Source organism: Rhizobium sp. 01L410 (assembly GCF_056400165.1).
Window position 1 is genome coordinate 98,205 of sequence record NZ_JBFTST010000009.1, and the last position, 25,585, is coordinate 123,789.

Sequence of the window (25,585 nt, forward strand, 5' to 3'; positions counted from 1 at the left end):
CATGACAGTCCCGTTCTCGCGACCATTGGCGCTGACGCAGGGTGATCCGGCAGGTGTCGGCCCCGATATCACGCTGATGGCGTGGCTGCGCCGCCGCGAACTCGGCTTGGCGCCGTTCTTCTTCATCGGCGATCCGGATGTGCTTGCAGTCCGTGCACGGCAGCTGGATCTCACTGTGCCTGTCCGCCATGCCGATGCCGCGTCAGCGGCTGAGATATTCGCAGAAGCGCTGCCAGTACTTCCGATTCCTGCCGGTGTCGAAGTCGCTGCGGGTGAGCCGCATGTTTCCACGGCCGCCGGAACGATCGCGGCGATCGAGACCGCCGTGTCGCTGACCCAGAAAGGCGAGGCGCTCGGTGTCGTCACCAATCCGATCGCGAAGTCGGTTCTCTACGAAGCAGGCTTCAAGTTTCCCGGGCATACCGAGTTCCTGGCCGATCTCGCCGCACGCGCGATCGGAAAGCCTCTCACGCCCGTCATGATGCTCGCCGGACCGAAACTGCGCGCCATTCCCGTCACCATCCATATTCCAATCAAGGATGTGGCCCAGGCGCTCACTGGCGAATTGATCGCTGAAACCTGCCGCATCGCCCATGCCGATCTCAGAGACCGCTTTGGCATCGCGCAGCCGCGTCTTGCCGTCGCCGGGCTCAACCCGCACGCCGGCGAGAGTGGGCTGATGGGGCGCGAGGACGAGGATATCATCCATCCGGCGATCCAGCAGCTGCGTTCGGCGGGCATCGACGCCATCGGCCCCCTGCCCGCCGATACGATGTTCCACGACGAAGCCCGCGCCCGCTATGACGTCGCCATCTGCATGTATCACGATCAGGCGCTGATCCCGGCCAAGGCGCTCGGCTTCGACGATTCCGTCAACGTCACGCTCGGCCTCCCCTTCGTACGCACGTCGCCCGACCATGGCACCGCCTTCGGTATCGCAGGCAAGGGTATCGCCCGTGAGCACAGCCTCGTGGCAGCGCTGAAGCTCGCAGCACAGCTCGGGCGCAATGCCGAGAGCCATCGCTGATGGCTGCAATCGACGGCTTGCCGCCGCTGCGCGACGTCATCCAGCGTCACGGGCTCGATGCCCGCAAGGCACTCGGCCAAAACTTTCTTCTCGATCTCAATCTGACGCAGAAGGTTGCCCGCACCGCCGGCAACCTTGAGAATGCGACCGTCTTCGAGGTCGGCCCCGGCCCCGGCGGGCTGACGCGGGCGATCCTGGCGCTCGGCGCCAAGAAAGTGATCGCCGTCGAGCGCGACCCCCGCTGCCTGCCGGCGCTGGCCGAAATTGCCGATCACTATCCGGGCCGTCTTGAGGTCATGGAAGGCGATGCGTTGAAGACTGATTTCGAGTCCATGGCGCCTGAGGGTCCGGTCAAGATCATCGCCAACCTGCCCTATAATGTCGGTACGCAACTGCTGGTGAACTGGCTGCTGCCGAGACAATGGCCACCCTTCTGGGAATCGCTGACGCTGATGTTCCAGAAGGAGGTCGGCGAGCGGATCGTCGCGACCGAAGACGACGATCACTATGGCCGCCTCGGCGTGCTCGCCGGCTGGCGGACGCAGGCGCACATGGCCTTCGACATTTCTCCTCAGGCCTTCACGCCACCGCCGAAGGTGACGTCGACCGTCGTGCATCTGACGCCTCGCGAAAATCCGGTCCCCTGCTCCGTCACCAATCTGGAGCGCGTCACGCATGCCGCCTTCGGCCAGCGCCGCAAGATGCTGCGCCAGAGCTTGAAGCCTATTGGCGGAGAAGCATTGCTGGCCAAGGCCGGCATCGATCCACAGCGGCGGGCGGAGACGCTTTCCGTGGATGAGTTTTGTTTGTTGGCGAATAGCCTGTAAGGGGACTTTCTACGCCGTCCCCCTCATCCCTGTGCCCTTAGGGCTGCGGCCACGGGACATCACGGGGATCCAGTGCGCCCAAGTCCTTGGGGCAGAAGACACTTCTTCAAATTGGAAATGAGTCATTCACCGCGCAGACGCGCGGTGGCCGGATTCCTGTGACGAGCACAGGAATGAGGGAGGGAATCGGGCATGCCGTCGAAACCGGCGCTCCAGTCGACCTCAGAGAACCGGCGTCTCTTCCAGCAGCTTGGTGACGAAATCGAAGACGCCGTGGCCGCGGTCGCGGCGGAGACGCTCGGCCTTGACGATCGACTGCACGGAATCGAAAGCTTTGTCGAGATCGTCGTTGACGATCACATAGTCGTACTCCCGCCAGTGGCCGATTTCGGCGCGGGAATTGGCCAGCCGCTGGGCGATGACTTCTTCGGAGTCTTCGGCGCGGCGATGCAGGCGGGACTGCAGCTCGGTCATGGTCGGCGGCAGCACGAAGATCGAGACTACGTCGGCCGACATCTTTTCCTGCAATTGCTGGGCGCCCTGCCAGTCGATATCGAAGAGCATGTCGCGGCCCTCGCCCATCGCCTTTTCGACAGGCTGGCGCGGAGTGCCGTAGAAATTACCGTGGACCTCGGCCCATTCGAGCAGCGAATCGGAATCGCGCAGCACCTCGAATTCGCGGATGCTGACGAAGCGATAGTGGATGCCCTCGACCTCGCTCGGGCGGCGCTGACGCGTGGTGACGCTGACCGACAGACCGATCTGGCTATCCTGCGCCAGGAGCGTGCGGGCAATCGTCGATTTACCGGCGCCCGACGGCGACGAGATGACAAGCATCAGGCCGCGGCGTGCGATCTGAATGGGCGACGTTTTCGTCGGTTGCATGGATCACTCCAGATTCTGGACCTGTTCGCGGAACTGGTCGATGACGACTTTCAGTTCAATGCCGGCGGCGGTCACCGCCGAAGCATTCGATTTCGAACAGATCGTATTCGATTCCCGGTTAAATTCCTGTGCAAGGAAATCCAGCTTGCGGCCGACAGGGCCACCTTTTGCCAGCAATTCGCGGGCAGCGGCGACATGCGCCTTCAGCCGGTCGATTTCCTCGCGAAGATCGGCCCGCGTCGCCAGCAATGCGGCTTCCGCGTGAAGCCGGTCGCGGTCGAATGCGGCTGAACTTTCCAGTAGCAGGGAGACCTGCGCCTTCAGCCGCTCGGCGATTTCCTGCGGCGAGCGCGACGGATCGCTCTCGATAGTCCTGGTCAGTGTCTCGATGGTTGAGACATGATCGAGTAGGATGCGCGACAGCGCCGCGCCTTCGTGCTCGCGCATGAGCTTCAGATCGGCAAGGGCGGCAATGAGGCCGTTCATCACCTCAGCGTCGCGCGCCGCAACCGCTTCTTCGCTGTCTTCGGTTTCGCGGAATTCCACGAGACCGCGGATCGACAGCAGCGTATCGAGCTTCAGTGGCGCCGGATCGATGATGCCGGCCAGCTGATCGCGCATCGCCAGGACGGTCGCCAGCGCTTCCTGATTGAGGACGGTTTCGAAGCGGTTCTCACCGGCCGAGACGGAAAGGTTGGCCTGCATGTTGCCGCGGCTGAAGGCCTCGCCCGTCATGCGGCGGACATCCACCTCCATGCGCTCGAGGCCAGGCGGCAGGCGCAGGCGCAGGTCGAGGCCCTTGCCGTTGACGGACCGCAGCTCCCATGCCCAGCGCCAGCGGCCGCTCGTTCCCTCACGCCGCGCAAAACCGGTCATGGATTGCAAAGCCATCCGAATCTCCGAAATCAGTTGGTTTTCTTTTTCTTCTGGGCGGCAGGCGCATCCGCCTGTGCTTCGGGCTGACCGTCGACGGCGATGTTCGGGTCGGCGCCCTTGTCAGACTCCAGCTTGCGCCAGCGCTTGACGTTGGAATTGTGCTCGTCGAGCGTTGCTGCAAAGACGTGACCGCCTGTGCCGTCCGCGACGAAATAGAGATCCTCGGTCTTCCACGGGTTCGCAACGGCCTCCAGGGCATCACGGCCCGGATTGGCGATCGGCGACGGCGGCAGGCCCTTGATGATGTAGGTGTTGAAGGGCGTGTCCTTCTTCAGGTCCGACTGGTAGATCGGCCGGTCGGCCGGCTTTCCGTCGCCGCCGAAGAGACCGTAGATGATCGTCGGATCGGACTGCAGGCGCATGCCCTTGCCGAGACGGTTGAGGAAGACGGAGGCGACATGGGCGCGCTCATCCGGCACGCCGGTTTCCTTTTCGACGATCGAGGCGAGCGTCACCATCTCTTCCTTGGACTTCAGCTGCACCGAGGGGTCGCGCTTGTCCCAGATCTGGTCGAGCAGCTTGGTCTGGGCCGCCGCCATCTGATCGACGATCTCGCTGCGCTTGGTGCCACGGGAGAACTTGTAGGTATCGGGGCGCAGGCTACCTTCGGCCGGCAGCACGGTCGGCAGCTCGCCTTCCAGCACCTGGTCGTCATTCATGCGGTTGAACATCTGGCGGACGGTCAGGCCTTCGGGGAAGGAGATCGAATAGAGGATCGACTTGCCAGACTTCAGAAGCTCCATGATGTCGTTCATGGAGGCCTTGGCCTTGATCTCGTATTCACCGGCCTTCAGGCTCTCGCCCTCGTTCAGATGGGTCGCCGTCAGATAGCGGAAGATGCGGGCATCAGAGATGATGTTGTTGCGCTCGAGGTTGCTCGAGATCTCGGAGAGACCGGCGCCGCTGCGAACAATGAAATTGGTGTTGGTTTCCAGAGGACCGGGATCCTGGTAGCTCGAGATCGCGTAATAGAACGCGAAGACGGCCGCAGCGCAGCCGAGCACCACAATGGTCATGACGAAATTCAGGAAGATGACGACCTGGCTGCGAGCCTTCTTGGAGCGCTTCGGCGGCTCGGGAACGCGTTCCGGGCGCAGCGCTTCAGTCGGCGATTTCGGAATGATCCGGCCGTTCTGCGCCTGCTGGTCGCCCTGACCCGGCGTTTCGTTCCCTTGGTTCGTGTCGCTCACCCGGCAATCCTCTATATTTGGCCCCGTCTGCTTTTTAAGAAGCAATACGGCAAAAAACAGGTGGGCCGTCTCCACAAGGGGCCGGCCCTGCCTTCGTGCTGTGCCAAAAAGCGCCGTTACGCGCTGTAGCGGCGCAGAACCAGCGATGCATTGGTACCGCCGAATCCGAAGGAATTCGACAGTGCCACATTGATTTCCCGCTGACGAGCCTTGTGCGGCACGAGGTCGATCGCCGTTTCCCGCTCAGGGTTGTCGAGATTGAGCGTCGGCGGCGCGACATTGTCACGGATGGAAAGCGTCGCGAAGATCGCCTCGATGGCACCGGCGGCACCCAGCAGATGGCCGGTCGCCGACTTGGTCGAGGACATCGAGATCTTCGAGGCGGCATTGCCGACCAGCCGCTCGACAGCGCCGAGCTCGATCGTATCGGCCATGGTCGAGGTGCCGTGGGCGTTGATGTAATCGACATCGGCAGGCGTTAGGCCGGCGCGCTTCAGCGCCATGGTCATGCAGCGTTGTGCGCCCTCGCCGTCTTCCGACGGTGCGGTGATGTGATAGGCGTCGCCGGAGAGACCGTAGCCGACGACTTCGGCATAGATCTTGGCGCCGCGCGCGAGCGCATGCTCCAGCTCTTCGAGAACGACGATGCCCGCACCTTCTCCCATGACGAAACCGTCACGGTCCTTGTCGTAAGGGCGCGATGCCTTGGTGGGGCTGTCGTTGTGCTGCGTGGACAGCGCCTTGCAGGCGGCAAAGCCTGCGAGCGAAATGCGGCTGACGGGCGATTCCGTACCGCCGGCAACCATGACATCGGCATCGCCGAATGCGATCAGACGGGCAGCATCGCCGATGGCGTGCGCACCGGTCGAGCAGGCGGTGACGACGGAGTGGTTCGGACCGCGCAGCTTGTGGCGGATGGAAACCTGGCCGGACACGAGATTGATCAGACGGCCGGGAATGAAGAAGGGCGAAATGCGGCGCGGACCCTTGTCGCGCAGCGTGTAGCCGGCTTCGACAATGCCTTCGATGCCACCGATGCCGGAGCCGATCAGAACGCCGGTGGCGATCTGGTCTTCGTCGGTCTGCGGATGCCAGTTGGCATCCTTGAGCGCCATGTCGGCGGCCGCCATGCCGTAGATGATGAAGGGATCGACCTTGCGCTGCTCCTTCGGCTCCATCCACTCATCGACGTTGAATGTTCCGTTGGTGCCGTCGCCGACAGGAATGCGGCAGGCGATCTTGGCGGGAAGGTCTTCGACCTCGAATTCGGTCACCAGGCGGGCACCATTTTGACCTTCGAGCAGGCGCTTCCAGGTAATTTCAGTTCCGCATCCCAAGGGTGATACCATGCCGGTACCGGTGATAACGACCCGTCTCATCGAGTGCCCCCGCCTATCGTCTTTCTTTGAGTTGGGCCTAGCCCCAAATAAAAAGGGCGGACTCGTGGCCCGCCCTTTGAAAATCGCTCAGGATTAAGCCTGGGCCTTCTCGATGAACTTGACTGCATCGCCGACCGTCAGGATCGAGTCAGCTGCGTCGTCAGGAATTTCAACGCCGAATTCTTCTTCGAATGCCATGACCAGTTCGACGGTGTCGAGCGAGTCAGCGCCCAGATCGTCGATAAAGCTTGCGCCTTCGACAACCTTGTCGGCATCGACGCCAAGATGATCAATAACAATTTTCTTTACGCGTTCTGCGATATCGCTCATGTCGGTTTCCTCGACCTTATGTCCTGATCAGAGTGCCTTCTGGCACCCCTACCCTGTTTTCAGCCTACCGCGCCTTCTCGACGCGTTCAGCAAACTCGTTGGCCCGGCTTGCGGTGTCCCTGGCTGGCTGAAAGCCTGCCGGTTCGCCTTGTTTCCCGGGACGACTGTTCACAGTCATTGGCCCGCTTAACATGGTTTATGTCTGCCGCAAAGCCAGAAAATCAACCCCGCCAGATTGGTCAACACGCTATTGACGTGAAAATCGCCGAGAGGGGCGGTTTCCCGTTTCAGATCATGGCCATGCCGCCGTTTACGTGCAGCGTCTGGCCCGTCATGTAGCCCGCTTCGTTGGATGCGAGATAGGCGACGGCGGATGCCACTTCGGCGCCCGTACCCATGCGCTTCATCGGGATCGCGCCCATGATCGCGTCCTTCTGCTTGTCGTTCAGCTTGCCGGTCATGGCGCTTTCGATGAAGCCCGGCGCAACGCAGTTGACGGTGACGTTGCGGGTGGCGATTTCCTGCGCCAGCGACTTGGTGAAGCCGACCATGCCGGCCTTGGAGGCGCAGTAGTTGGCCTGGCCCGGATTGCCGGTGACGCCCACGATCGAGGTGATGTTGATGATGCGGCCGAAGCGGCGGCGCATCATCGGATGCGTCAGCTCGCGGGTCAGCAGGAAGGTCGAGGTCAGGTTGACCTGGATGACGCTGTCCCAGTCCTCATCGCTCATGCGCACGAACAGACCATCCTTGGTGATGCCGGCGTTGTTGACGAGGATATCGACGCCGCCGAGCTCTTCTTCGGCCTTGGCGCCGAGCGCCTTGACTTCGTCGCGGTTCGAAAGGTTCGCCGGGAAGATCTTGACCCGATCGCCGAGATCGGCCGCCAGCGCTTCCAGCTTCTCGACGCGCGTGCCGTGCAGGCCGACAATGGCACCCTGCTTGTGAAGGAGGCGGGCGATTTCCTCGCCGATGCCGCCGGATGCGCCTGTGACGAGAGCCTTGCGGCCGGTAAGATCGAGCATGGGGGCGTTCCTTATGTCTGGTGGGGCCGATCAGGCCATGAGGGCGGCGATGGCCGCGTCGATATCGGCGGCCGTGTTGACTGCGATGCCATTGACCGTCTTGTCGATGCGGCGCGCCAGACCCGTCAGCACCTTCCCGGAGCCGAGTTCATAGAGCGTCGTGACATTGTTGGCGGCAAACCATTCCACCGTTTCGCGCCAGCGGACCTGGCCAGTGACCTGCTCGACGAGCAGCTTGGCGATCTCATCGGCATTGGTGACCGGGGCTGCGCGCACATTGGCGATAACAGGCACAATGGGATCGGATTTGGAAACGCCGGCAAGCGCCTCGCGCATCGCATCGGCGGCAGGCGCCATCAGCGTCGAATGGAAGGGAGCGGAAACCGGCAGCAGGATGGCGCGCTTGGCGCCCTTTTCGGTGGCGAGCGCTGCCGCCTTTTCGACGGGCGCCTTCTCACCTGAAATCACCAGCTGGCCACCGCCATTGTCGTTGGCGATCTGCACCGAACCGAGGGCAGAGGCTTCTTCGCAAACGGCGATCACATCATGTTCGAGGCCGATGATCGCCGCCATGGCGCCGACGCCGACGGGCACGGCTGCCTGCATGGCATTGCCGCGGATGCGCAGCAGGCGCGCGGTATCGGCCAGCGAGAACGTGCCGGCGGCACAGAGAGCGGAATATTCACCGAGCGAGTGACCGGCGACATAGGAAACCTTCGACTTGAGATCGAGGCCCTTGGCCTGCAGCACGCGGATCACGGCCATGGAGACGGCCATCAGCGCCGGCTGGGCGTTTGCCGTCAGCGTCAGCGTCTCTTCGGGACCTTCGAACATGATGGACGACAGCTTCTCGCCGAGAGCCTCGTCGACTTCATCGAATACCGCGCGGGCTTCGGCGAAGTTTTCGGCAAGCTCCTTGCCCATGCCGACAGCCTGGCTGCCTTGGCCCGGAAATGTAAAAGCGACCGTCATTTCAATATCCCTATTATGTCATTTGGGCGATTTCGCCTCCAATTGACGTTCTTTCCTGAGGAGTCAATAGCCCGTCCGCGGTCTCCAGAGCCTTTTGCAGGTGCGAGAAACCGGGCTTTTTGCACTTGCGCTCGCTCAATTCCCGCCTAAATTTGCGCCGCCCTCCCGTAGAGTATCCCACTCTCACTGCTTTCAAGGTTTTCCGATGAAGTTCAATACATTAGGCCGTACCGGCATTTCCGTCTCGCAAATCTGCCTGGGCACCATGACCTGGGGCACGCAGAACAGCGAAGAAGAAGCTCATGAGCAGATGAATTACGCTGTCGAAAAAGGCGTAAACTTCTTCGATACGGCCGAACTCTACCCGACTACGCCGCTTTCGGCCGAAACATACGGCCACACCGAGCAATTTATCGGCAGCTGGTTCGAAAAGACCGGCAAGCGCAAGGACGTGGTTCTCGCCACCAAGGTTGCCGGTCATGGCCGCTCCTATATCCGCGGCGGCGAAGGTGCCGATGCCAAGAACATGACGCTCGCCGTCGAAGCGAGCCTCAAGCGGCTGAAGACCGACTATATCGACCTCTATCAGATCCACTGGCCGAACCGCGGCCATTTCCACTTCCGCCAGAACTGGCACTATGATCCCTTCAAGCAGGACCGCGCCAAGGCTGCCGCCAATATTCTGGAGATTCTGGAGACGGCGGGCACACTGGTGAAGGACGGCAAGGTGCGCGCCATCGGCCTTTCCAACGAGACGACCTGGGGCATCCAGAAATATCTGACGCTCTCGGAGCAGAAGGGCCTGCCGCGCGTCGCCAGCGTCCAGAACGAATACAACCTGCTCTATCGCCATTTCGATCTGGATCTGGCCGAGCTGTCGCATCATGAAGACGTAGGCTTGCTCGCCTATTCGCCGCTCGCCGCCGGCATTCTTTCCGGCAAGTACCAGAATGGCGAGAAGCCCGCGGGATCACGCGCCTCGATCAACGGCGACCTCGGCGGCCGCCTGCAGCCGCTACAGGAAGCGCCGACCAAGGCCTATCTCGAGATCGCCGCCAAGCACGGCCTCGACCCGTCGGCCATGGCACTCGCCTTCTGCCTCACCCGCCGCTTCATGGCCTCGGTGATCATCGGTGCGACGACGATGGACCAGCTGAAGACCGATATCGGCGCCACCGACATGAAGCTCTCGCATGAGGTCCTGGACGAGATCGAGAAGGTGCACCGGCAGTATCCGATGCCGCTGTAAGGCGCACTCTAGGTTATCGCAGATCGATCCCCTTATGCGGCTTTCTGTGTTCTGCGATAACCTGCTCAAGATCGATATCGTCCTCAACAAGATTTGCAAGGCGCCTATAAAACTGCTCGGCGGGCTCCCGCTGAGGCATGTCATCGTCCTGATTGCCTTTGCCGTCTTCGGAATTCTTCGTCTCGTTCAAGAGTGCCTCCCGCAATGCGCTTCGGACAGATATAGCACAGCCTGTCCATCAGCCCTTGCCTTCTCCCGAAAAACCCGTATAAGCGCCCCTGTTCGCAAACCCGGTCTTCTGGCTGGTGGCTGAACGGAGGGCCGGTTTCCGCGAGGGAATCGTCGGAACGGAAGCGTTCCAGCCTCCCGTGTCTCCGCTCTCGACCGTCTCGGAAACGCTTTTCTTGCCTGGGTTCGCCCATCAGGAGCAGTCGTTGAGGCTTAGCCGCCGAAGTTCGGGTTGAAACAAACGCAAGAAAGGCAAAGCTGTCATGGCTCTTTATGAACATGTATTCCTTGCCCGGCAGGATATTTCCGCTCAGCAGGTCGATGCCCTCGTAGAACAGTACAAGGGTGTCCTCGAAGCTAACGGTGGTAAAGTCGGGCGCGTCGAAAACTGGGGCCTCAAGTCCCTGACCTACCGCATCAAGAAGAACCGCAAGGCTCATTACGTTCTCGTCGACATCGACGCCCCGGCTGCTGCCGTGCAGGAAATGGAACGTCAGATGCGCATCAGCGAAGACGTCCTGCGCTACATGACGATCGCTGTTGAAAAGCACGAAGAAGGCCCGTCTGCCATGATGCAGAAGCGCGACCGCGACGACCGCGGCCCGCGTGAAGGCGGCGACCGTGGCCCGCGCCGCGACTTCGGCGACCGTCCGCCGCGCCGTGACGGCGACTTCCAGCGTGGCCCGCGTCCGGACCGCGCTCCCCGCGAAGACCGCGCTTAAGGAGATCTAATAATGTCTGAAGCTTCCTCCGCACCGGTTCGTCGCCCGTTCCACCGTCGTCGCAAGACTTGCCCCTTCTCTGGTGCAAACGCTCCGCGCATCGACTACAAGGACGTTCGTCTCCTGCAGCGCTACATTTCCGAGCGCGGCAAGATCGTTCCTTCCCGTATCACGGCTGTTTCGCAGAAGAAGCAGCGCGAACTCGCTCAGGCGATCAAGCGCGCCCGCTTCCTCGGCCTGCTGCCTTACGTCGTCGCCTAATCGGCTGACACGACCAAATCGAGGGAAGGCAGAAATGCCTTCCCTTCTCCCTTTCGCGATGGGCGCGGATCGGAACTCTTAAAACCCATGTTGAGGTCTTTCTGAAACCGATTCAGAAAAATCCCTCTAACTGCTTGATAAAGCAGGACAGCGATCGTGAACAAACTGAACTCTAAAACGCTATTGATCGGCGCTCTGGCCGGTTTGACCGCCGCACTTCTGGTGCTCGGCGCGAGCGTTCAATTGTCGTTCAGCGCCGTGCTTTACGCCGCTTCCGCGCTCCCCATTCTTCTCGTCGGCCTCGGCTGGGGCAATGCCGCCGCTATCTCCGCCGTCGTGACCGCCGGTGTTCTCGGCGCCGTAGCCATCTCGCCGACCTTCGCGCTGATGATGACTCTGGTGACGCTGCTGCCGGCCGGCTGGATCAGCCACCTCGCCAATCTCGCCCGCCCCGCCGCCGAACTTGGCGGCCCCGACAATCTGATGGCCTGGTACCCGCTCTCCGACATCCTGCTGCATCTCTGCGGCCTGGTGACGCTTGCGGTCATCGTCACCGGCTTCATGATCGGCTACGGCCCGGATCTCGTCAGCCAGATGGTCGATACGCTGTTCACCTCCTTTGCGCAGCAGCAGCCGGAGCTGAACATCGACGCGGCGGCGGCGGCGCAGACCAAGTCGCTGCTGGTGCTGATGCTGCCTGCCATCCAGGGCTCGATGTGGGTGGTTCTGCTGTTTGCGGCCTATTACATCGCCACGCGCATCGTGAATGCCTCCGGCCGCGCGCTTCGGCCGCGTGAAGACATTCCGTCGGCGCTGCGCATGAACCGCAATTCCATCTTCATCTTCCTCGCCGGTCTGGCCGCCACCTTCTTCGGCGGCGTTCCGGCGATGATCGGAGCAACCGTCGTCGGCACGTTCGGTGCGGGCTTCCTGCTCTCCGGCTTCGCCTCGCTGCATTTCCGCACGCGCGGCAAGGACTGGCGCCTGCCGGCGCTGATCCTTTGCTACCTGGCATCGCTTCTCCTGATGCTGCCAGCCTTTTTCATCCTGGTCGTCGGTCTGTCCGATACGCGCAAAGCGATTGCTCTGACCCCCAACAAGGATGGTGATGCCCCTAAACCAACAGATTCGAACATCTAAGAAAGGAACTCTAACATGGACGTCATTCTTCTCGAACGCATCTCCAAGCTCGGCCAGATGGGCGAAACCGTAAAGGTTCGCGACGGCTTTGCCCGTAACTACCTGCTGCCGCTTGGCAAGGCGCTGCGAGCCAACGAAGCCAACCGCAAGCGTTTCGAAGCTGAGCGTGCAACGCTCGAAGCCCGTAACCTCGAGCGCAAGTCGGAAGCCCAGAAGGTTGCCGACGTTCTCGACGGCAAGTCCTTCATCGTCGTCCGTTCGGCTGGCGAAACCGGCCAGATGTACGGCTCGGTCGCTGCTCGCGACGTCGTCGAAATCCTGGCTGCCGAAGGCTTCAACATCGGCCGTAATCAGGTTCACCTGAACACGCCGATCAAGGCAATCGGCCTGCACAAGGTTGCGATCCAGCTTCACGCCGAAGTCGAAATCCACGTCGAACTCAACGTTGCCCGTTCTGCCGAAGAAGCCGAACGCCAGCTCAAGGGCGAGACCCTGACCTCGGTTGACGCGATCTACGGCGTTGACGAAGACGCACTGCGTCCGGAAGACTTCTTCGATCCGGAAGCTGACGGCGTTGACGAAGACGAAGCATAAGCTTCGCATTCATCTGCTGATACGGAAAGCCCGGCCTTGCGCCGGGCTTTTTCGTTACTCGTTCTCCGCAACACTCTTCAGCGGTACGGCGCTCTTGTCGATGCGCACCTCCACCGAGAGGCCGGGTGCCAGATCCTTTGCCAGCTCCTGGCCGGGGTCGATGCTGATGCGGACACCGACGCGCTGGGCGACCTTGGTGAAATTGCCGGTGGCGTTGTCCGGCTTGATGACGGCGAATTCGGAACCGGCTGCCGGCGAGAAGCGCTCGACGCGACCGGTCAGGCGGTGATGGCCGAGTGCATCGACCGAGACGGATACTGGCTGGCCGACCTGCATGCCATCGAGCTGGGTTTCCTTGAAATTGGCGATCACCCAGACATCTTCGGGGACAATCGCCATCAGCTGCGTGCCTGACGTCACGTACTGGCCGATACGCACGCCGATCTCCCCGAGATGGCCGTCGCGCGGCGCAACGATCGACGTGTTCTGCAGGTCGATCTCGGCGAGCTGCACCGCTGCCTCGGCGCCCGCGACATTGGCTTCCAGAGAGGCGCGGTTGACGATGATCGTCGCCAGACTCTGCCTGGAGACCTCAAGAGCCGCCTGCGCCTGATTGAGCGCAGCCTTCGCCTGATCGAGGGTTGCCTGGGCGGCTTCGGATTCGCTGGCCGAGGCGATGCCGCGATTGCTGAGATTGTCGACGCGATCCCAGGCGAGCTGGGCACGTTTCAGCGCCGCGGTGGCGCTGTCGATCTGCGCCTGGCTGGAGGCGATCGTGGCCTGCGCGGAGAGTTCCTGCTGATGCGAATTGGCGAGCGAGGCCTTCTGGCCGTCGAGTGCGGCGCGCGACTGCGCCAGCTTCTGCGCATAGATGCGGTCGTCGATCTTGGCGAGGACCTGCCCCTGCTTGACGTGCTCGTAGTCCTTGACCGGGACGTCGACGACATAGCCGCTGACCTGCGGGCTCATCAGCGTGACGTAGCCACGGACATAGGCATTGTCCGTCGTCTCCACCGAGGTGACGAAGGGCGGCAGGCGCCAGGCATAGAGCACCAGCAGAATACCGGCGGCGCCGGCGATCAGCACGATCAGCGAGGTGGGCGAGCGGAGGGACTTGAACATGCGGACGGGGCCTCTGGCTCAGGATTGCGCAAGGGCTGCCTCCGGCCCGTTCTGCCAGGGCCGGCGCTTCCATGCGAGATGAAGAAGAAGGACGACGAGACCTGCCAGGCAGGACAGGAAGATCATGTAGAAGGCGTCGTTATAGGCAAGCACATAGGCTTCCCTCGTTACCTGCTGGCCAAGCAGCGAGAGGCCCTCGGCATTCAGCAGCGTCTTGTCGGTGATGACCTTGCCGTAGGCCGCCGAAAGCTGTGATACCCGCTGGGCGACGATCGGATCGGTGAGCAGGATATGCTCGACGAGAACGTTCGAATGAAACTTCTCGCGGATAACCACGAAGGTGCCGAGCACCGAGGAGGCAAACAACGAACCGATCGACTGGGTGAACAGGAAGATCACCAGGAAGTTGACGATATAGGGCATGCCCTTGGCGAGCACGGCGGCAAAGCCCTTGGACATCACCGGCGGCAGGAACATCGCCGCCCCGGCAGCGACCATCGCCTGGCTCAGATACATTTCCGGCGGGCGTGTCAGGCTGGTCGCCTGGCTGTCGATATAGGCACCAGCTGCAATCAGGATCAACGCCAGGACATGGGCGGTCTCGACATAGCGCGTCACCATCAGATAGGCGCAGAAGAGCCCGCCTGCGAGCGAAGACAAGAGAATGATCCCATAAAGGTGGATCGTCTGGTCGTTGAGCAGGCCGAGCTGCTGATAGAAATTCGCCGCCGTCGTCGATTGCTCCGAGGAGACGAAGCGGAAGAGCAGCAGCAGGCCGGCCATGCGCAGGTTCGGGCCTGACAGAACCCAACGCAGATCGATCATCGGATTGGCGCGCGGCAGCTCGATCAGGAACATCAGCGTCAGGGCGCCGATCGAGACAGCGAGCACGACGCCGAGCCAGGGCACTTCGAACCACCAGTATAGCCGCCCGAGCGTCAGAACGATGGCGAGGCAGCCGAAGCTTACGGCGAGCAGCAGATAGCTCAGGATATCGAGCCGCTGAATGACATTGGCGCGTGGCGGTGCCGTCAGCGACAGCAGGTAGATGACCGGCAGCGCAATCAGCGCCAACCCCATCTCGAACGTGTAAAGCGCGCTGTAACCGCCGAGATCGAGCAGCGAGGGAGAGATGATGCGGGCGATCGGCGCGGCAAACAGCGTGTTCATCAAGGCAAGGCTAAGCCCCACCGAAAGCTTCTTCTCCGGCGGGAAGGCTTCCAGCATATAGAGGAAGCCGAGCGTCGAGAGCGGAGCGGCCGCCATGCCGCTGATAGCGCGCACGACGATTGCCGAATGCAGATCGGTGATCAGCAGGTTCATCATCGAGGCGAAGAGGAAGCAGATGATGCTGAATTCCGCGAAGCGGCGAAGGCCATATTGCGTGCGGATCTTGAAGAGAGCGATAGCGAGGCTGGCATAGGGCGCCATATAAGCGGCGGAAAGCCAGGACACTTCGATCGTGGTCGCCGAGAACGAGCCCTGCAGCTGATAGATATTGGCCGTCAGCAGATTCATCCCCAACCCCTGGGTCAGGAAGAACAGCACCGACGACGCCATGTAGAGCGGCACCTTCCAGCGGACCAGCGGCGCCGGCAGGACAGGCGCTGCGGGCGGCGGCATAACGGCCTCTTCCTCGCCCTTGCGGGCAGGCCCGGCATTGTCATTGGCTGTCTCGGCGAGGCTCATGCGAGCATCCTCATTGCCCGCGAACGGCCGCCAGGTTTGCCTGCATCGCGCGGATAACATTCAAGGTAGTCCGGAGATCGCTTTCGGGAATACCGGAGATGATCTGGCCGCGAATATCCTCGGCCAGCGCCTCGACTTCGCCGGCAACCACCCGCCCGGAATCCGTCATGTAGATTTCCTTGGCGCGCCGATCCGAGCCGGCGACGCGGCGCTCGACATAGCCCTGCCCTTCCATGGCATCGAGAATGCGCACCAGCGTCGGGGTCTCCAGCTCCAGCCGGTCGGCGAGCTCGCGCTGGTTGATGCCGTCCTTCTTGTTGAGATTGAAGAACACCCGGGCGCGTGGCAGCGTCATGTTGCGCTCCCTCACCTTGGCGTCGAAAGTCGCTCTCAGCTTGCGGGTGAAGGCAGCGATGTCTTCGATCAGTTCGCGGCCAAGCAACTTATTCGCCATAGATTCCAGTCCATTTTTGTTAGTGCACTAATTATATTACTACTATCTAAATCAAAATTTGTATTTTTTCAAGTGCTAACTCCAGGCGCTTGCGGGTAAAATGACCGCTATGGAATAGGCGCCTGAGTCGCAGCCTTCCTGCCGTGTCCGCAGGGTGACACGATAGCATATTTTGTCCACAGGCTCGAAGCCGCTGTGGACAAGTCGAACAACGTGCAAAGCGCAATGGATTTTGACGACCGGCGGGCGCTGTTGCAGCCATGCACTTGCATTTGCGGGTGGCTGTCTTCAAATCCGGGATAGAAACGATAGAACGGATGACGATGAACGACGCAGCGCGAAAGATTGCAGCCGTTGCTCCTGCCGAGCAGCATTACCGCGAAGCCCCCAACAATATCGAGGCGGAGCAGGCGCTTCTGGGGGCGATCCTGATGAACAACGACGCCTATTACCGGGTGTCCGACTTCCTCAAGCCGATCCATCTCTACGAGCCGCTGCACCGGAAGATCTTCGAGGTCGCGGGCGACATCATCCGCATGGGCAAGATCGCCAATCCGGTGACGATCAAGACCTTCCTGAAGGCCGACGAGAAGGTCGGCGACATGACGGTCTCCGAGTATCTCGCCCGCCTCGCCCGCGAAGCCGTCACCATCATCAATGCCGAAGACTACGGCCGCGCCATCTACGACCTGGCGCTGCGCCGCGCGCTGATCACCATCGGCGAGGATGTCGTCAACATCGCCTATGACGCGCCGCTCGACATGCCGCCGCAGGCGCAGATCGAAGACACCGAGCGCCGGCTGTTCGAACTGGCCGAAAACGGCCGCTACGACGGCGGCTTCCAGTCGTTCAACGACGCCGTGGCGCTGGCGATCGACATGGCCGCCGTCGCCAAGGAACGTGACGGCGGTCTGTCCGGCATCTCCACCGGCATCCATTCGCTCGACGGCAAGATGGGCGGGTTGCAGCGCTCCGACTTGATCGTGCTCGCCGGACGTCCGGGTATGGGCAAGACCTCGCTCGCCACCAACATCGCCTATAACATCGCCGCCGCCTATGAGGGCGAAATCCAAGCGGACGGCAGCTACAAGGCGAAGAATGGCGGCGTCGTCGGCTTCTACTCGCTCGAAATGTCGTCCGAACAGCTGGCCACGCGTATCATCTCCGAGCAGACGGAAGTCTCCTCCTCGAAGATCCGCCGCGGCGACATCAACGACGCCGATTTCGAAAAGCTCGTCGCCTGCTCGATGATGATGCAGAAGGTGCCGCTCTATATCGACCAGACCGGTGGTATCTCGATCGCCCAGCTGTCGGCCCGCGCCCGCCGCCTGAAGCGCCAACGCGGCCTCGACTGCCTCGTGGTGGACTATATCCAGCTGATGACCGGCTCGGGCAAATCGGGCGAAAACCGCGTCCAGGAAATCACCCAGATCACCACGGGTCTGAAGGCGCTCGGCAAGGAACTCAATGTTCCGATCGTGGCGCTGTCGCAGCTGTCGCGTCAGGTCGAAAGCCGCGACGACAAGCGCCCGCAGCTCTCCGACCTTCGCGAATCGGGCTCGATCGAGCAGGACGCCGACGTCGTGCTCTTCGTGTTCCGCGAGGAATATTACGTGAAGAACCTCGAGCCCCGCGATCCCGCCGATCCGAAATACGCGGAATGGGAAGCGCTGTTCGACAAGGTCAAGGGCACCGCCGACGTCATCATCGCCAAGCAGCGTCACGGACCGACCGGCACCGTCAAGCTCGCCTTCCAGTCGGAGTTCACCCGCTTCGCCGACCTCGCCGAGCCTTCGTTCACACAGTACGAAGAGCATTGATCTTCGCCGTAATTTGACACTGAGCCCTCATGTTGGCACAATCGCCAACATGAGGGCTCAGTTGCTTCGGCGTTCGAAAACGATGCTGTCGGATGGTGCAATCGTCGAGATTGTGATCTGGAAATTGCCTCAGCCTCTGCTGGGAAGTCAGCATAGCTACAAATACAGCATGTTTTATGGATATCCGGGCAAACGTGTCGTCGGCTACGACAACGAAAGAGGCAAAGGCGACCACAAGCATCTCAAAGACCACGAAGAGCCCTATGACTTCACCACGATTAGGCAACTGATCGCTGACTTTCGTCGAGATGTAGAGATCAGGAGGCAACGCCGCCAATGACCACCGCTATCATCCGAATTCAACGGAACGACGAAACGGCTCTGCACGATGCGCTGGAGGGATTTGCCGCCGCGTGGGAGACCGGCGAAGAACAGGAACATGTCTTCAGCTTCGCCTCCCCTGAACAGTTGTTCAGCGTCTTGACGCCCAAGCGGTGGACGCTGATCGAGACACTGCAGAAACTCGGACCTTCAACCTATCGCGCCCTCGCCTCCGCGCTCTCCCGCGATATCAAACGGGTTCACGACGACACCGCGCCTCTCATCGAGTGGGGTCTCGTCGAACTTAATGACGAAGGCCGCATCCATGTACCCTATGACATCATCCACGCGGATTTCGACCTACGCAGCGTCGCGTGACGGAGATGACATTGCTGCGATGCAGCGCCGGGCTTCCCCTCTGACGTCATGAGCTTTAGACTGACCGGAGACTCCTCTCCGGCCTTTCTTTTTTGATGTGTGCGATGACCGATATTTCCGATGCCTTTGAAGACGATCATTTCGAATCCGCCGGTCTGCGGCTGACGGTGGATCTCTCCGCGCTGGCGCAGAACTGGCAGGACATGGCGCGGCGGTCCGGAAAGGCGCGGGCATCGGCAGTCGTCAAGGCGGACGCCTACGGCATGGGGATCGAGGATGCCGGCGAAGCGCTTTATCTGGCCGGCGCGCAGGATTTCTTCGTTGCTACTGTCGACGAGGGCGTGACGCTCCGGCTCTATGCGCCTGAAGCCCGTATTTTCGTGCTGTCGGGCATCTGGCCCGGGACGGAGCGGCGCTTCTTCGAGAACGATCTGGTGCCCGTTATCTCCTCCGAGGAACAACTCGCCTTCTGGATGGCGGTGCTGTCGGAATACGGCGACTATCCCTGCGCCCTGCATGTCGATACCGGCTTCAACCGGCTCGGCCTCCATATCGACGAGGCACTGGCGCTCGCCGCCGACGTGTCACGCCCGGCAAGCTTTGCGCCGGTCCTCGTCATGAGCCATCTTGCCTGCGGCGACGATCAGCTTTCGCCGATGAACAAGCAGCAGCTCGAATCATTCCGCAAGGTTACCGCCGCCTATGAAGGTATCGATTCAAGCCTGGCGGCCTCCGCCGGCATCTTCCTCGGCGACAACTACCACTTCGACCTGACCCGTCCCGGCATCGCGCTCTATGGCGGCGAGGCGGTCAACGGCATGGCAAACCCGATGCGTCCGGTCGCCACCGCCGAAGCGCGGGTGATCCAGGTGCGCACCGTGCGCGCCGGAGAGAGCGTCAGCTACGGGCGGGCGTTGAAACTCACCCGCGACAGCCGGCTGGCGATCGTCGCCGCCGGTTATGCGGACGGCTACATGCGCAGCCAGTCGAGCGGCGGCGTGCCGCTGCGCAATGCGCTGCCGCAGGGCGGCCAGGGCTTCTTCGAGGGATACACGGTGCCGGTTGCCGGGCGGATCACCATGGACCTGACGATCTTCGACGTCACCGACCTGCCGGACAATCTGATCCGCGCCGGAGACTATATCGAGCTGTTCGGCAAGAATATTCCCGTCGATGACGCGGCGCGTGCCGCAGGCACGATCGGCTACGAAATGCTGACCAGCGTCGGCCTTCGCCATGAGCGGAAATACGTCGTCGACGAAGAATAGCCGAACTTAGCGGGTGGTGAGCGCCAGGCGGACGCCGAGCGCCACCAAGAGCGCGCCGAGCCCGCGATCGAGCCACAGGCCGATCTTGCGATTGCCCTTGACGAGTTCGGCGAGCTTTCCGCCAGCAAGGATCAACGGCGGCTCGATGAGCATCGCCACCGCGATGATCAGAACGCCATGGACGGCAAGCTGTAGCCAGACCGGGCCAGCGCCTTCGACGACGAATTGCGGCAGGAAGGCGAGGAAGAAGATCGCCACCTTCGGATTGAGCAGCGAGACCAGCACGCCCTGCCGGTAGATCCGGTGCCAGCTCATCGTTTCCGCCGCCGCCTTGATGAAGCCCCCCTCGCCGCCCGACCGCAGAGCCTGAATGCCGAGCCAGACCAGATAGCCGGCGCCGACCCACTTGACCGCCGAAAAGGCAAAAGCCGATGCGGCCAGCACCGCCGACAGGCCGAAGGCGGCAAACAGCACATGCATGAAGGCGCCGCTCCAGACGCCGAAGACGGCAGAAAAACCGGCGCGCGTGCCGCTCTTGATCGTATGGCCGAGGATGAAGGCCATATCAGGCCCTGGCGACAGGTTCAAAAGAACGGCGGCTGTCAGGAAAGTAATCCAATGGGCGAGCGAATAATCGAGCATGAGCAATGTTCCATAAAATGAGCATTGCAACCTGCCACCGCGGCCGATGATAGGAAAATCATTAGTTTTGATTGGTGCCGCCAGCCTCAATTGAGGGAGCGCCGGCTGACGGCGGAGGCGGCGGGAAATAGGTGGCCGCGCTCTCGTGCGGCCACCCCGAATTCAGTTCTGGATTACTCTTCGTCCGAGCCGCCGTCTCCATCATCGCCAGAATCGTCGTCGCCGCCGTCATCGGCGCCGCTGGCATCATCCGCACTGGACTCGTCGTCCGTGGCAGACTCTTCCTGCGTCATCGCTTCTTCGACAACACTCTCCTCGCTCTCGTAGGAGGACTCGATGGTCTCCGATTCTTCGGACACGTATTCCGAATAGGAGAACGACGCATCGGAAGTGTCGCTTTCCCAGCTCGAAACCTCGGTTACCGATACGGCTTCGCTGTAGGATTCCATTGTGATGACGGCGGCAACCGCGACCACCGCGCCATCGCGCTCCAGCGAAAGCGCGACATCCGAATGACCTGCCTTCAGATCGCGACGAACCGCGACATCGACGTCGACTGGCTTATGAACCTTATGGCCATGGACCTCGGAAAGAACGTCGCCCGGCTTGATCCCTTGCTTGTCGGCAATGCCACCCGGCTTTACGGATAATACCAGAACGCCATGCTCTCCCTTGGCGAGCTTGAACTTCTTGACGACGGCCTTGTTGACCGGCAGCAGAAGCGCATCAAGCGCCTTGGAGATCGAGGGTTTCGGCAATCCGTCTGCAGGGGGCGTTGCAGCGGCTGCGGGATATATTGCGAGCGGCGAAGCGATGTTCGCGGCAATGACAAGCGCGCGAACAGCAAGGTATGATTTTCTCAAGTCAATCTCCACCATAGACACGAGCCGGCCGATGCCGGACTCCGCGTGCTATAAATGGCCCTCTCGGCTTAATAATTCGCCAATAGATCAGCAGATCATTAAACTAAAGTCGCATGCACGTGTGCTGCTCTGACCGCATGCCTATCGCCTGTTGCGTCGGGCGCCGAACGGACCGACATATGGATGAAAGAGCGAATCATCCGCGACCGGATGGCGGCGCCAACTCCAGAATTGAAAGTCCAACCTGATGGCGAAGGCCAGAACTCAATTCACCTGCCAGAACTGCGGCACGGTTCATAACCGCTGGGCCGGAAAGTGCGAAGGCTGCGGCGAGTGGAACACCATCGTCGAGGAAGATCCGATGGGCGGCATCGGCGGCGGACCGGCCAAGACGCCGAAGAAGGGGCGTCCCGTTGCCCTGACCGCGCTTTCCGGCGAGATCGAGGAAGCGCCGCGCATCCATACCGGCATCTCCGAACTCGACCGGGCGCTCGGCGGCGGTTTCGTGCGCGGCTCGGCCGTGCTCGTCGGCGGCGATCCCGGTATCGGCAAGTCGACGCTGCTGATGCAGGCGGCGGCGGCATTGTCGCGCGGCGGACACAAGATCATCTATGTCTCGGGCGAAGAGGCCGTCGCCCAGGTGCGCCTGCGCGCCCAGCGGCTGAATGCGGCCGATACCGCCGTGATGCTGGCTGCCGAGACCAATGTCGAGGACATCCTGGCGACGCTCGCCGAGGGCAAGCGCCCCGACCTGGTGATCATCGATTCCATCCAGACGCTTTGGAGCGACCTGGCGGAATCGGCGCCGGGCACCGTCACCCAGGTCAGAACCGGCGTTCAGGCGATGATCCGTTTCGCCAAGCAGACGGGAGCCGCCATGGTGCTCGTCGGCCATGTCACAAAGGACGGCCAGATCGCCGGACCGCGGGTCGTCGAACACATGGTCGACGCCGTCCTCTATTTCGAGGGCGATCGCGGCCACCACTATCGCATTTTGCGCACGGTCAAGAACCGCTTCGGACCGACCGACGAGATCGGCGTCTTCGAAATGTCCGACAAGGGCCTGCGCGAGGTTGCCAACCCTTCCGAGCTGTTCCTCGGAGAACGCAACGAAAAATCGCCGGGTGCGGCGGTGTTTGCGGGCATGGAAGGCACGCGGCCGATCCTCGTCGAGGTGCAGGCGCTGGTGGCGCCGACCTCGCTCGGCACGCCGCGCCGCGCCATCGTCGGATGGGACTCGGCCAGGCTTTCGATGATCCTTGCGGTGCTTGAAGCCCATTGCGGCGTGAAGCTCGGCCAGCACGACGTCTATCTGAACATCGCCGGCGGCTACCGGATCTCCGAGCCGGCAGCCGATCTAGCGGTCGCATCGGCCCTTGTTTCCTCGCTTGCCGGTATTGCTCTCCCGGCCGATTGCGTCTATTTCGGCGAAGTCAGTCTGTCGGGGGCCGTCCGACCGGTTGCGCACACCGCCCAGCGCCTCAAAGAAGCCGAGAAGCTGGGATTTTCTGCAGCGCTGCTTCCAACAGCGACCGCCGATCTGCCGAAGGGCACGGGCGGACGCTGGAACGAGATAGAGAGCCTGCCGGACCTGGTCGCGCGCATCGCCGGATCGAAGGGTGCGCTACGACGTGTGGAAGACGACGGTTGATCCTTTCATTGCCGCAAACGGTAGTGATATAGGATGCACACGAATGAGGCGCGGCCCGCTTGCGGAAACGTAAGGGCCCTGGAGTTGAATTTATATGCCCATTACGATTTTCGACGGTATTGTCATCGGCGTCGTACTCTTCTCCGCCGTATTGGCGATGGTCCGCGGTTTTTCCCGTGAGGTCCTGTCGATCGCAAGCTGGGGTGGCTCGGCTGCCGCAGCCTACTACCTCTACCACTACCTGGTGCCCTACGCGAAGAAGTACACCGATGACGACCGCATCGCGATCGTCGGCTCTGCCGCGGTCGTGTTCCTGATCGCGCTGATCGTCATCTCCTTCATCACCATGAAGATTGCCGATTTCATCATCGACAGCCGTATCGGCGCGCTTGACCGTACTTTGGGCTTCCTCTTCGGTGCTGCACGCGGCATACTGCTGCTCGTCGTTGCCGTCGCCTTCTGGAACTGGCTTGTCGATGCCGATCACCGTCCGGGCTGGGTCAACAACGCCAAGTCAAAGCCGTTCCTCGACTCGATGGTCGTGAAGCTGCAATCGGTCCTGCCGGAAGAATTCGCCCAAATGGTGCGCACGAGCGTGATGGACAAGGTTCTTCCGCCGAGCGAAAATACGGGCAACGCCAATGCACCGGCCGCCGATCAGGCGCCGGCGGACGATGCAGCACCGGCCGCACCCGCAGCCCCTGCGCAACCGCAGTCGAATTGACACAGTGTTCAACAGCTTGACCTGCGCAACGGCAATTGCCATTTGAGCGGGACGTACAGTAAAGGTCCGGCCGGGCAACCGCTCTGCCGGGCCTCAGCCGTTTAAAACGCATGATCACGGCGTCATGCTATGGAAAAGCCGATCCATTCTTGTGAGAGCAAAGGCCCGCATCGATGAACCAGTCCTATTCCCTGACGCTCAATGACGAACTCGACGGGGATACGCTCCACGAAGAGTGCGGCGTCTTCGGTATTCTCGGCCATCCCGATGCGGCAACGCTGACGGCGCTCGGGCTTCACGCCCTCCAGCACCGCGGACAGGAAGCCGCCGGTATCGTCTCCTTCGACGGACTGCGCTTCCATTCGGAACGGCATATGGGTCTGGTCGGCGACCACTACACCAATCCGACAACGCTGGCCCGCCTGCCCGGCAACATCTCGATCGGTCACAACCGCTATTCGACCACGGGCGAAGTGGCGCTGCGCAACGTGCAGCCGCTGTTTGCCGAACTCGAAGTCGGCGGCATCGCTATTGCCCATAACGGCAACTTCACCAACGGCCTGACCCTTCGCCGCCAGCTGATCGCCGGTGGCGCGATTTTCCAGGCGACGTCCGATACCGAAGTCGTTCTCCACCTCATCGCCCGCTCGCGCTACACCTCGACCGCCGACCGCTTCATCGACGCCATCCGCCAGATGGAAGGCGGCTATTCGATGGTGGCGATCACCCGCACGAAGCTCATCGCCGCCCGCGACCCCACTGGCATCCGCCCGCTGGTGATGGGCGAGCTCGACGGCAAGCCGATCTTCGCATCCGAAACCTGTGCGCTGGATATCATCGGCGCAAAGTTCATCCGTGACGTCGAGAATGGCGAAGTCATCATCTGTGAGATCCAGCCGGATGGCTCGATCACCATCGACGCCCGCAAGGCCGGCAACGGCCAGCCGGAGCGCCTCTGCCTGTTCGAATATGTCTATTTCGCCCGTCCGGATTCGGTCGTCAGCGGCCGCAGCGTCTATGTTGCCCGCAAGAACATGGGTATCAACCTCGCCAAGGAAGCGCCGATCGAAGCAGACGTCGTCGTTCCCGTTCCCGACGGCGGCACGCCGGCGGCACTCGGTTATGCGCAGGAGAGCGGTATTCCCTTCGAATACGGCATCATCCGCAACCATTATGTCGGCCGTACCTTCATCGAGCCGACGCAGCAGATCCGCGCCTTCGGCGTGAAGCTGAAGCATTCCGCCAACCGGGCGATGATCGAAGGCAAGCGCGTCGTGCTCGTCGACGACTCGGTCGTGCGTGGCACGACATCGCTGAAGATCGTGCAGATGATCCGCGATGCCGGCGCCAAGGAAGTGCATCTGCGCGTCGCCAGCCCGATGATCTACTATCCCGACTTCTATGGCATCGACACGCCGGATCGCGACAAGCTGCTCGCCAACCAGTACGAGAGCCTGGAAGCGATGTGCAAATATATCGGCGCCGATTCGCTTGAGTTCCTTTCGATCAACGGCCTCTACCGCGCCGTCGGCGGCGAAGACCGCAACAACGCCCGCCCGCAGTTCACCGACCATTATTTCACCGGCGACTACCCGACCCGCCTGCTCGACAAGGATGGCGAGACGGTAGGCCGCAAGGTCTCGCTGCTGGCGACCAACGGGTAAGGCTGGCTTCCCGGCCATCAGCCGGAGGTCATCACCCGGAGCCCCCTCACCCTACCCTCTCCCAAGGGGGAGAGGGGATTTGGCGCAAGCGGCTACCGCGGTTGTCCCTTCTCCCCTCGGGGAGAAGGTGCCCGAAGGGCGGATGAGGGGGCTGCAGATACTGACCTCTCCCTCTTGCATCATGAAAGACTCTCCTGCGCGCAAAGAACTTGCGCGCGCTGGAT

The 25,585-nt window shown here is 61.7% G+C and carries 27 protein-coding genes; 14 read left to right on the forward strand and 13 right to left on the reverse strand.

The features are described 5' to 3' along the window. Nucleotide 1 precedes the first annotated feature (1 nt). Both pdxA and rsmA read left to right on the forward strand, forming a co-directional pair. On the forward strand, nt 2–1,027 hold the full coding sequence (gene pdxA / locus AC1DV9_RS20055) for a 4-hydroxythreonine-4-phosphate dehydrogenase PdxA (protein ID WP_477949804.1): 1,026 nt from the start codon (nt 2–4) through the stop codon (nt 1,025–1,027). After that, nucleotides 1,027–1,854, forward strand: a complete 828-nt coding sequence (rsmA, locus tag AC1DV9_RS20060; RefSeq protein ID WP_477949805.1) for a 16S rRNA (adenine(1518)-N(6)/adenine(1519)-N(6))-dimethyltransferase RsmA — start codon at nt 1,027–1,029, stop codon at nt 1,852–1,854. Before pdxA ends, rsmA begins: the two co-directional genes overlap by 1 nt. Nucleotides 1,855–2,076: 222 nt before the next feature. On the opposite strand, the gene gmk is transcribed toward rsmA, so the two are convergent. The 7 genes from gmk to fabD form a co-directional block, all read right to left on the reverse strand. After that, nucleotides 2,077–2,739 carry a guanylate kinase gene (gene gmk / locus AC1DV9_RS20065; RefSeq protein ID WP_112537523.1) on the reverse strand — a complete coding sequence of 221 codons (663 nt, stop codon included), beginning with the start codon at nt 2,737–2,739 and terminating at the stop codon, nt 2,077–2,079. A gap of 3 nt (nt 2,740–2,742) precedes the next feature. Continuing rightward, nucleotides 2,743–3,630 carry a YicC/YloC family endoribonuclease gene (locus AC1DV9_RS20070; protein WP_112390866.1) on the reverse strand — a complete coding sequence of 296 codons (888 nt, stop codon included), beginning with the start codon at nt 3,628–3,630 and terminating at the stop codon, nt 2,743–2,745. 14 nt (nt 3,631–3,644) lie between these two features. Beyond that, entirely contained in the window at nt 3,645–4,865 is a 1,221-nt protein-coding gene (gene mltG, locus AC1DV9_RS20075; protein ID WP_112390865.1) for an endolytic transglycosylase MltG, read from the reverse strand. Between the two features lie 116 nt (nt 4,866–4,981). Next, a complete protein-coding gene (fabF, locus tag AC1DV9_RS20080) occupies nt 4,982–6,244 on the reverse strand; it encodes a beta-ketoacyl-ACP synthase II (protein WP_112537525.1) in 1,263 nt (420 codons plus the stop codon). 93 nt (nt 6,245–6,337) lie between these two features. After that, nucleotides 6,338–6,574, reverse strand: coding sequence for an acyl carrier protein (locus tag AC1DV9_RS20085; protein ID WP_003502080.1), 237 nt, complete (start codon nt 6,572–6,574; stop codon nt 6,338–6,340). 287 nt (nt 6,575–6,861) lie between these two features. Continuing rightward, nucleotides 6,862–7,599, reverse strand: coding sequence for a 3-oxoacyl-[acyl-carrier-protein] reductase (gene fabG / locus AC1DV9_RS20090; protein ID WP_112390863.1), 738 nt, complete (start codon nt 7,597–7,599; stop codon nt 6,862–6,864). Between the two features lie 30 nt (nt 7,600–7,629). After that, the gene (fabD, locus tag AC1DV9_RS20095) at nt 7,630–8,571 is read right to left on the reverse strand and encodes an ACP S-malonyltransferase (RefSeq protein WP_477949806.1); all 942 of its coding nucleotides are present in this window, start codon (nt 8,569–8,571) and stop codon (nt 7,630–7,632) included. A gap of 205 nt (nt 8,572–8,776) precedes the next feature. Between fabD and AC1DV9_RS20100 the strand changes: the two genes are divergently transcribed. Continuing rightward, a complete protein-coding gene (locus AC1DV9_RS20100; RefSeq protein ID WP_477949807.1) occupies nt 8,777–9,820 on the forward strand; it encodes an aldo/keto reductase in 1,044 nt (347 codons plus the stop codon). A gap of 13 nt (nt 9,821–9,833) precedes the next feature. On the opposite strand, the gene AC1DV9_RS20105 is transcribed toward AC1DV9_RS20100, so the two are convergent. Continuing rightward, complete coding sequence (locus AC1DV9_RS20105) at nt 9,834–10,010, reverse strand: hypothetical protein (protein ID WP_477949808.1); 177 nt, start codon at nt 10,008–10,010, stop codon at nt 9,834–9,836. A gap of 301 nt (nt 10,011–10,311) precedes the next feature. Between AC1DV9_RS20105 and rpsF the strand changes: the two genes are divergently transcribed. The 4 genes from rpsF (at nt 10,312) to rplI (ending at nt 12,765) form a co-directional block, all read left to right on the forward strand. After that, nucleotides 10,312–10,770 carry a 30S ribosomal protein S6 gene (rpsF, locus tag AC1DV9_RS20110; protein WP_112390859.1) on the forward strand — a complete coding sequence of 153 codons (459 nt, stop codon included), beginning with the start codon at nt 10,312–10,314 and terminating at the stop codon, nt 10,768–10,770. Between the two features lie 12 nt (nt 10,771–10,782). Further along, nucleotides 10,783–11,031, forward strand: coding sequence for a 30S ribosomal protein S18 (gene rpsR / locus AC1DV9_RS20115; protein ID WP_004680498.1), 249 nt, complete (start codon nt 10,783–10,785; stop codon nt 11,029–11,031). Nucleotides 11,032–11,187: 156 nt separating this feature from the next. Beyond that, nucleotides 11,188–12,171 carry a DUF2232 domain-containing protein gene (locus AC1DV9_RS20120; protein WP_477949809.1) on the forward strand — a complete coding sequence of 328 codons (984 nt, stop codon included), beginning with the start codon at nt 11,188–11,190 and terminating at the stop codon, nt 12,169–12,171. Between the two features lie 15 nt (nt 12,172–12,186). After that, nucleotides 12,187–12,765: a 50S ribosomal protein L9 gene (gene rplI, locus AC1DV9_RS20125; RefSeq protein WP_112517079.1), complete on the forward strand. Its 579-nt coding sequence runs from the start codon at nt 12,187–12,189 to the stop codon at nt 12,763–12,765. A 54-nt stretch (nt 12,766–12,819) separates the two neighbouring features. Here the strand turns inward: rplI and AC1DV9_RS20130 are convergent, their stop codons facing one another. Genes AC1DV9_RS20130 through AC1DV9_RS20140 form a run of 3 tightly spaced genes read right to left on the reverse strand, consistent with a single transcriptional unit; the run spans nt 12,820 to nt 16,030 of the window. Then, entirely contained in the window at nt 12,820–13,887 is a 1,068-nt protein-coding gene (locus AC1DV9_RS20130; protein WP_477949810.1) for an HlyD family secretion protein, read from the reverse strand. 18 nt (nt 13,888–13,905) lie between these two features. Then, complete coding sequence (locus AC1DV9_RS20135) at nt 13,906–15,576, reverse strand: MFS transporter (protein ID WP_477949811.1); 1,671 nt, start codon at nt 15,574–15,576, stop codon at nt 13,906–13,908. Between the two features lie 10 nt (nt 15,577–15,586). Further along, nucleotides 15,587–16,030 (reverse strand): MarR family transcriptional regulator, encoded by a 444-nt coding sequence (locus AC1DV9_RS20140; protein WP_112390854.1) that lies wholly within the window; start codon nt 16,028–16,030, stop codon nt 15,587–15,589. A 323-nt stretch (nt 16,031–16,353) separates the two neighbouring features. Here AC1DV9_RS20140 and AC1DV9_RS20145 point away from each other — a divergent pair, with 323 nt between their 5' ends. The 4 genes from AC1DV9_RS20145 (at nt 16,354) to alr (ending at nt 19,817) form a co-directional block, all read left to right on the forward strand. Continuing rightward, nucleotides 16,354–17,850, forward strand: coding sequence for a replicative DNA helicase (locus AC1DV9_RS20145; RefSeq protein ID WP_310298694.1), 1,497 nt, complete (start codon nt 16,354–16,356; stop codon nt 17,848–17,850). A 49-nt stretch (nt 17,851–17,899) separates the two neighbouring features. Beyond that, nucleotides 17,900–18,190: a toxin-antitoxin system TumE family protein gene (locus tag AC1DV9_RS20150; protein ID WP_477949812.1), complete on the forward strand. Its 291-nt coding sequence runs from the start codon at nt 17,900–17,902 to the stop codon at nt 18,188–18,190. Next, a complete protein-coding gene (locus AC1DV9_RS20155; RefSeq protein WP_477949813.1) occupies nt 18,187–18,549 on the forward strand; it encodes an HVO_A0114 family putative DNA-binding protein in 363 nt (120 codons plus the stop codon). Before AC1DV9_RS20150 ends, AC1DV9_RS20155 begins: the two co-directional genes overlap by 4 nt. A 104-nt stretch (nt 18,550–18,653) precedes the next feature. Beyond that, nucleotides 18,654–19,817: an alanine racemase gene (gene alr, locus AC1DV9_RS20160; RefSeq protein ID WP_477949814.1), complete on the forward strand. Its 1,164-nt coding sequence runs from the start codon at nt 18,654–18,656 to the stop codon at nt 19,815–19,817. A 6-nt stretch (nt 19,818–19,823) separates the two neighbouring features. On the opposite strand, the gene AC1DV9_RS20165 is transcribed toward alr, so the two are convergent. Beyond that, nucleotides 19,824–20,459 (reverse strand): LysE family translocator, encoded by a 636-nt coding sequence (locus tag AC1DV9_RS20165; protein ID WP_112390851.1) that lies wholly within the window; start codon nt 20,457–20,459, stop codon nt 19,824–19,826. Between the two features lie 173 nt (nt 20,460–20,632). Beyond that, nucleotides 20,633–21,322, reverse strand: a complete 690-nt coding sequence (locus AC1DV9_RS20170) for a PDZ domain-containing protein (RefSeq protein ID WP_477949815.1) — start codon at nt 21,320–21,322, stop codon at nt 20,633–20,635. Nucleotides 21,323–21,569: 247 nt separating this feature from the next. On the opposite strand from AC1DV9_RS20170, the gene radA reads away from it, so the two are divergent. The 3 genes from radA to purF all read left to right on the forward strand — a co-directional run bounded on the left by radA (nt 21,570) and on the right by purF (nt 25,361). Further along, nucleotides 21,570–22,973 (forward strand): DNA repair protein RadA, encoded by a 1,404-nt coding sequence (gene radA / locus AC1DV9_RS20175; protein ID WP_477941897.1) that lies wholly within the window; start codon nt 21,570–21,572, stop codon nt 22,971–22,973. Between the two features lie 94 nt (nt 22,974–23,067). Continuing rightward, the gene (locus AC1DV9_RS20180; protein ID WP_112390848.1) at nt 23,068–23,697 is read left to right on the forward strand and encodes a CvpA family protein; all 630 of its coding nucleotides are present in this window, start codon (nt 23,068–23,070) and stop codon (nt 23,695–23,697) included. Between the two features lie 173 nt (nt 23,698–23,870). Next, on the forward strand, nt 23,871–25,361 hold the full coding sequence (gene purF / locus AC1DV9_RS20185; RefSeq protein WP_112517084.1) for an amidophosphoribosyltransferase: 1,491 nt from the start codon (nt 23,871–23,873) through the stop codon (nt 25,359–25,361). Nucleotides 25,362–25,585 lie beyond the last annotated feature (224 nt).

Coding starts and splice junctions, on each gene's coding strand:
- pdxA (WP_477949804.1), top strand. CDS start 2: ATGACAGTCCCGTTCTCGCGACCATTGGCGCTGACGCAGGGTGATCCG.
- rsmA (WP_477949805.1), top strand. CDS start 1,027: ATGGCTGCAATCGACGGCTTGCCGCCGCTGCGCGACGTCATCCAGCGT.
- gmk (WP_112537523.1), bottom strand. CDS start 2,739: ATGCAACCGACGAAAACGTCGCCCATTCAGATCGCACGCCGCGGCCTG.
- AC1DV9_RS20070 (WP_112390866.1), bottom strand. CDS start 3,630: ATGGCTTTGCAATCCATGACCGGTTTTGCGCGGCGTGAGGGAACGAGC.
- fabF (WP_112537525.1), bottom strand. CDS start 6,244: ATGAGACGGGTCGTTATCACCGGTACCGGCATGGTATCACCCTTGGGA.
- AC1DV9_RS20085 (WP_003502080.1), bottom strand. CDS start 6,574: ATGAGCGATATCGCAGAACGCGTAAAGAAAATTGTTATTGATCATCTT.
- fabG (WP_112390863.1), bottom strand. CDS start 7,599: ATGCTCGATCTTACCGGCCGCAAGGCTCTCGTCACAGGCGCATCCGGC.
- fabD (WP_477949806.1), bottom strand. CDS start 8,571: ATGACGGTCGCTTTTACATTTCCGGGCCAAGGCAGCCAGGCTGTCGGC.
- AC1DV9_RS20100 (WP_477949807.1), top strand. CDS start 8,777: ATGAAGTTCAATACATTAGGCCGTACCGGCATTTCCGTCTCGCAAATC.
- rpsF (WP_112390859.1), top strand. CDS start 10,312: ATGGCTCTTTATGAACATGTATTCCTTGCCCGGCAGGATATTTCCGCT.
- rpsR (WP_004680498.1), top strand. CDS start 10,783: ATGTCTGAAGCTTCCTCCGCACCGGTTCGTCGCCCGTTCCACCGTCGT.
- rplI (WP_112517079.1), top strand. CDS start 12,187: ATGGACGTCATTCTTCTCGAACGCATCTCCAAGCTCGGCCAGATGGGC.
- AC1DV9_RS20130 (WP_477949810.1), bottom strand. CDS start 13,887: ATGTTCAAGTCCCTCCGCTCGCCCACCTCGCTGATCGTGCTGATCGCC.
- AC1DV9_RS20135 (WP_477949811.1), bottom strand. CDS start 15,576: ATGAGCCTCGCCGAGACAGCCAATGACAATGCCGGGCCTGCCCGCAAG.
- AC1DV9_RS20140 (WP_112390854.1), bottom strand. CDS start 16,030: ATGGCGAATAAGTTGCTTGGCCGCGAACTGATCGAAGACATCGCTGCC.
- AC1DV9_RS20145 (WP_310298694.1), top strand. CDS start 16,354: ATGAACGACGCAGCGCGAAAGATTGCAGCCGTTGCTCCTGCCGAGCAG.
- AC1DV9_RS20150 (WP_477949812.1), top strand. CDS start 17,900: ATGAGGGCTCAGTTGCTTCGGCGTTCGAAAACGATGCTGTCGGATGGT.
- AC1DV9_RS20155 (WP_477949813.1), top strand. CDS start 18,187: ATGACCACCGCTATCATCCGAATTCAACGGAACGACGAAACGGCTCTG.
- alr (WP_477949814.1), top strand. CDS start 18,654: ATGACCGATATTTCCGATGCCTTTGAAGACGATCATTTCGAATCCGCC.
- AC1DV9_RS20165 (WP_112390851.1), bottom strand. CDS start 20,459: ATGCTCGATTATTCGCTCGCCCATTGGATTACTTTCCTGACAGCCGCC.
- radA (WP_477941897.1), top strand. CDS start 21,570: ATGGCGAAGGCCAGAACTCAATTCACCTGCCAGAACTGCGGCACGGTT.
- AC1DV9_RS20180 (WP_112390848.1), top strand. CDS start 23,068: ATGCCCATTACGATTTTCGACGGTATTGTCATCGGCGTCGTACTCTTC.
- purF (WP_112517084.1), top strand. CDS start 23,871: ATGAACCAGTCCTATTCCCTGACGCTCAATGACGAACTCGACGGGGAT.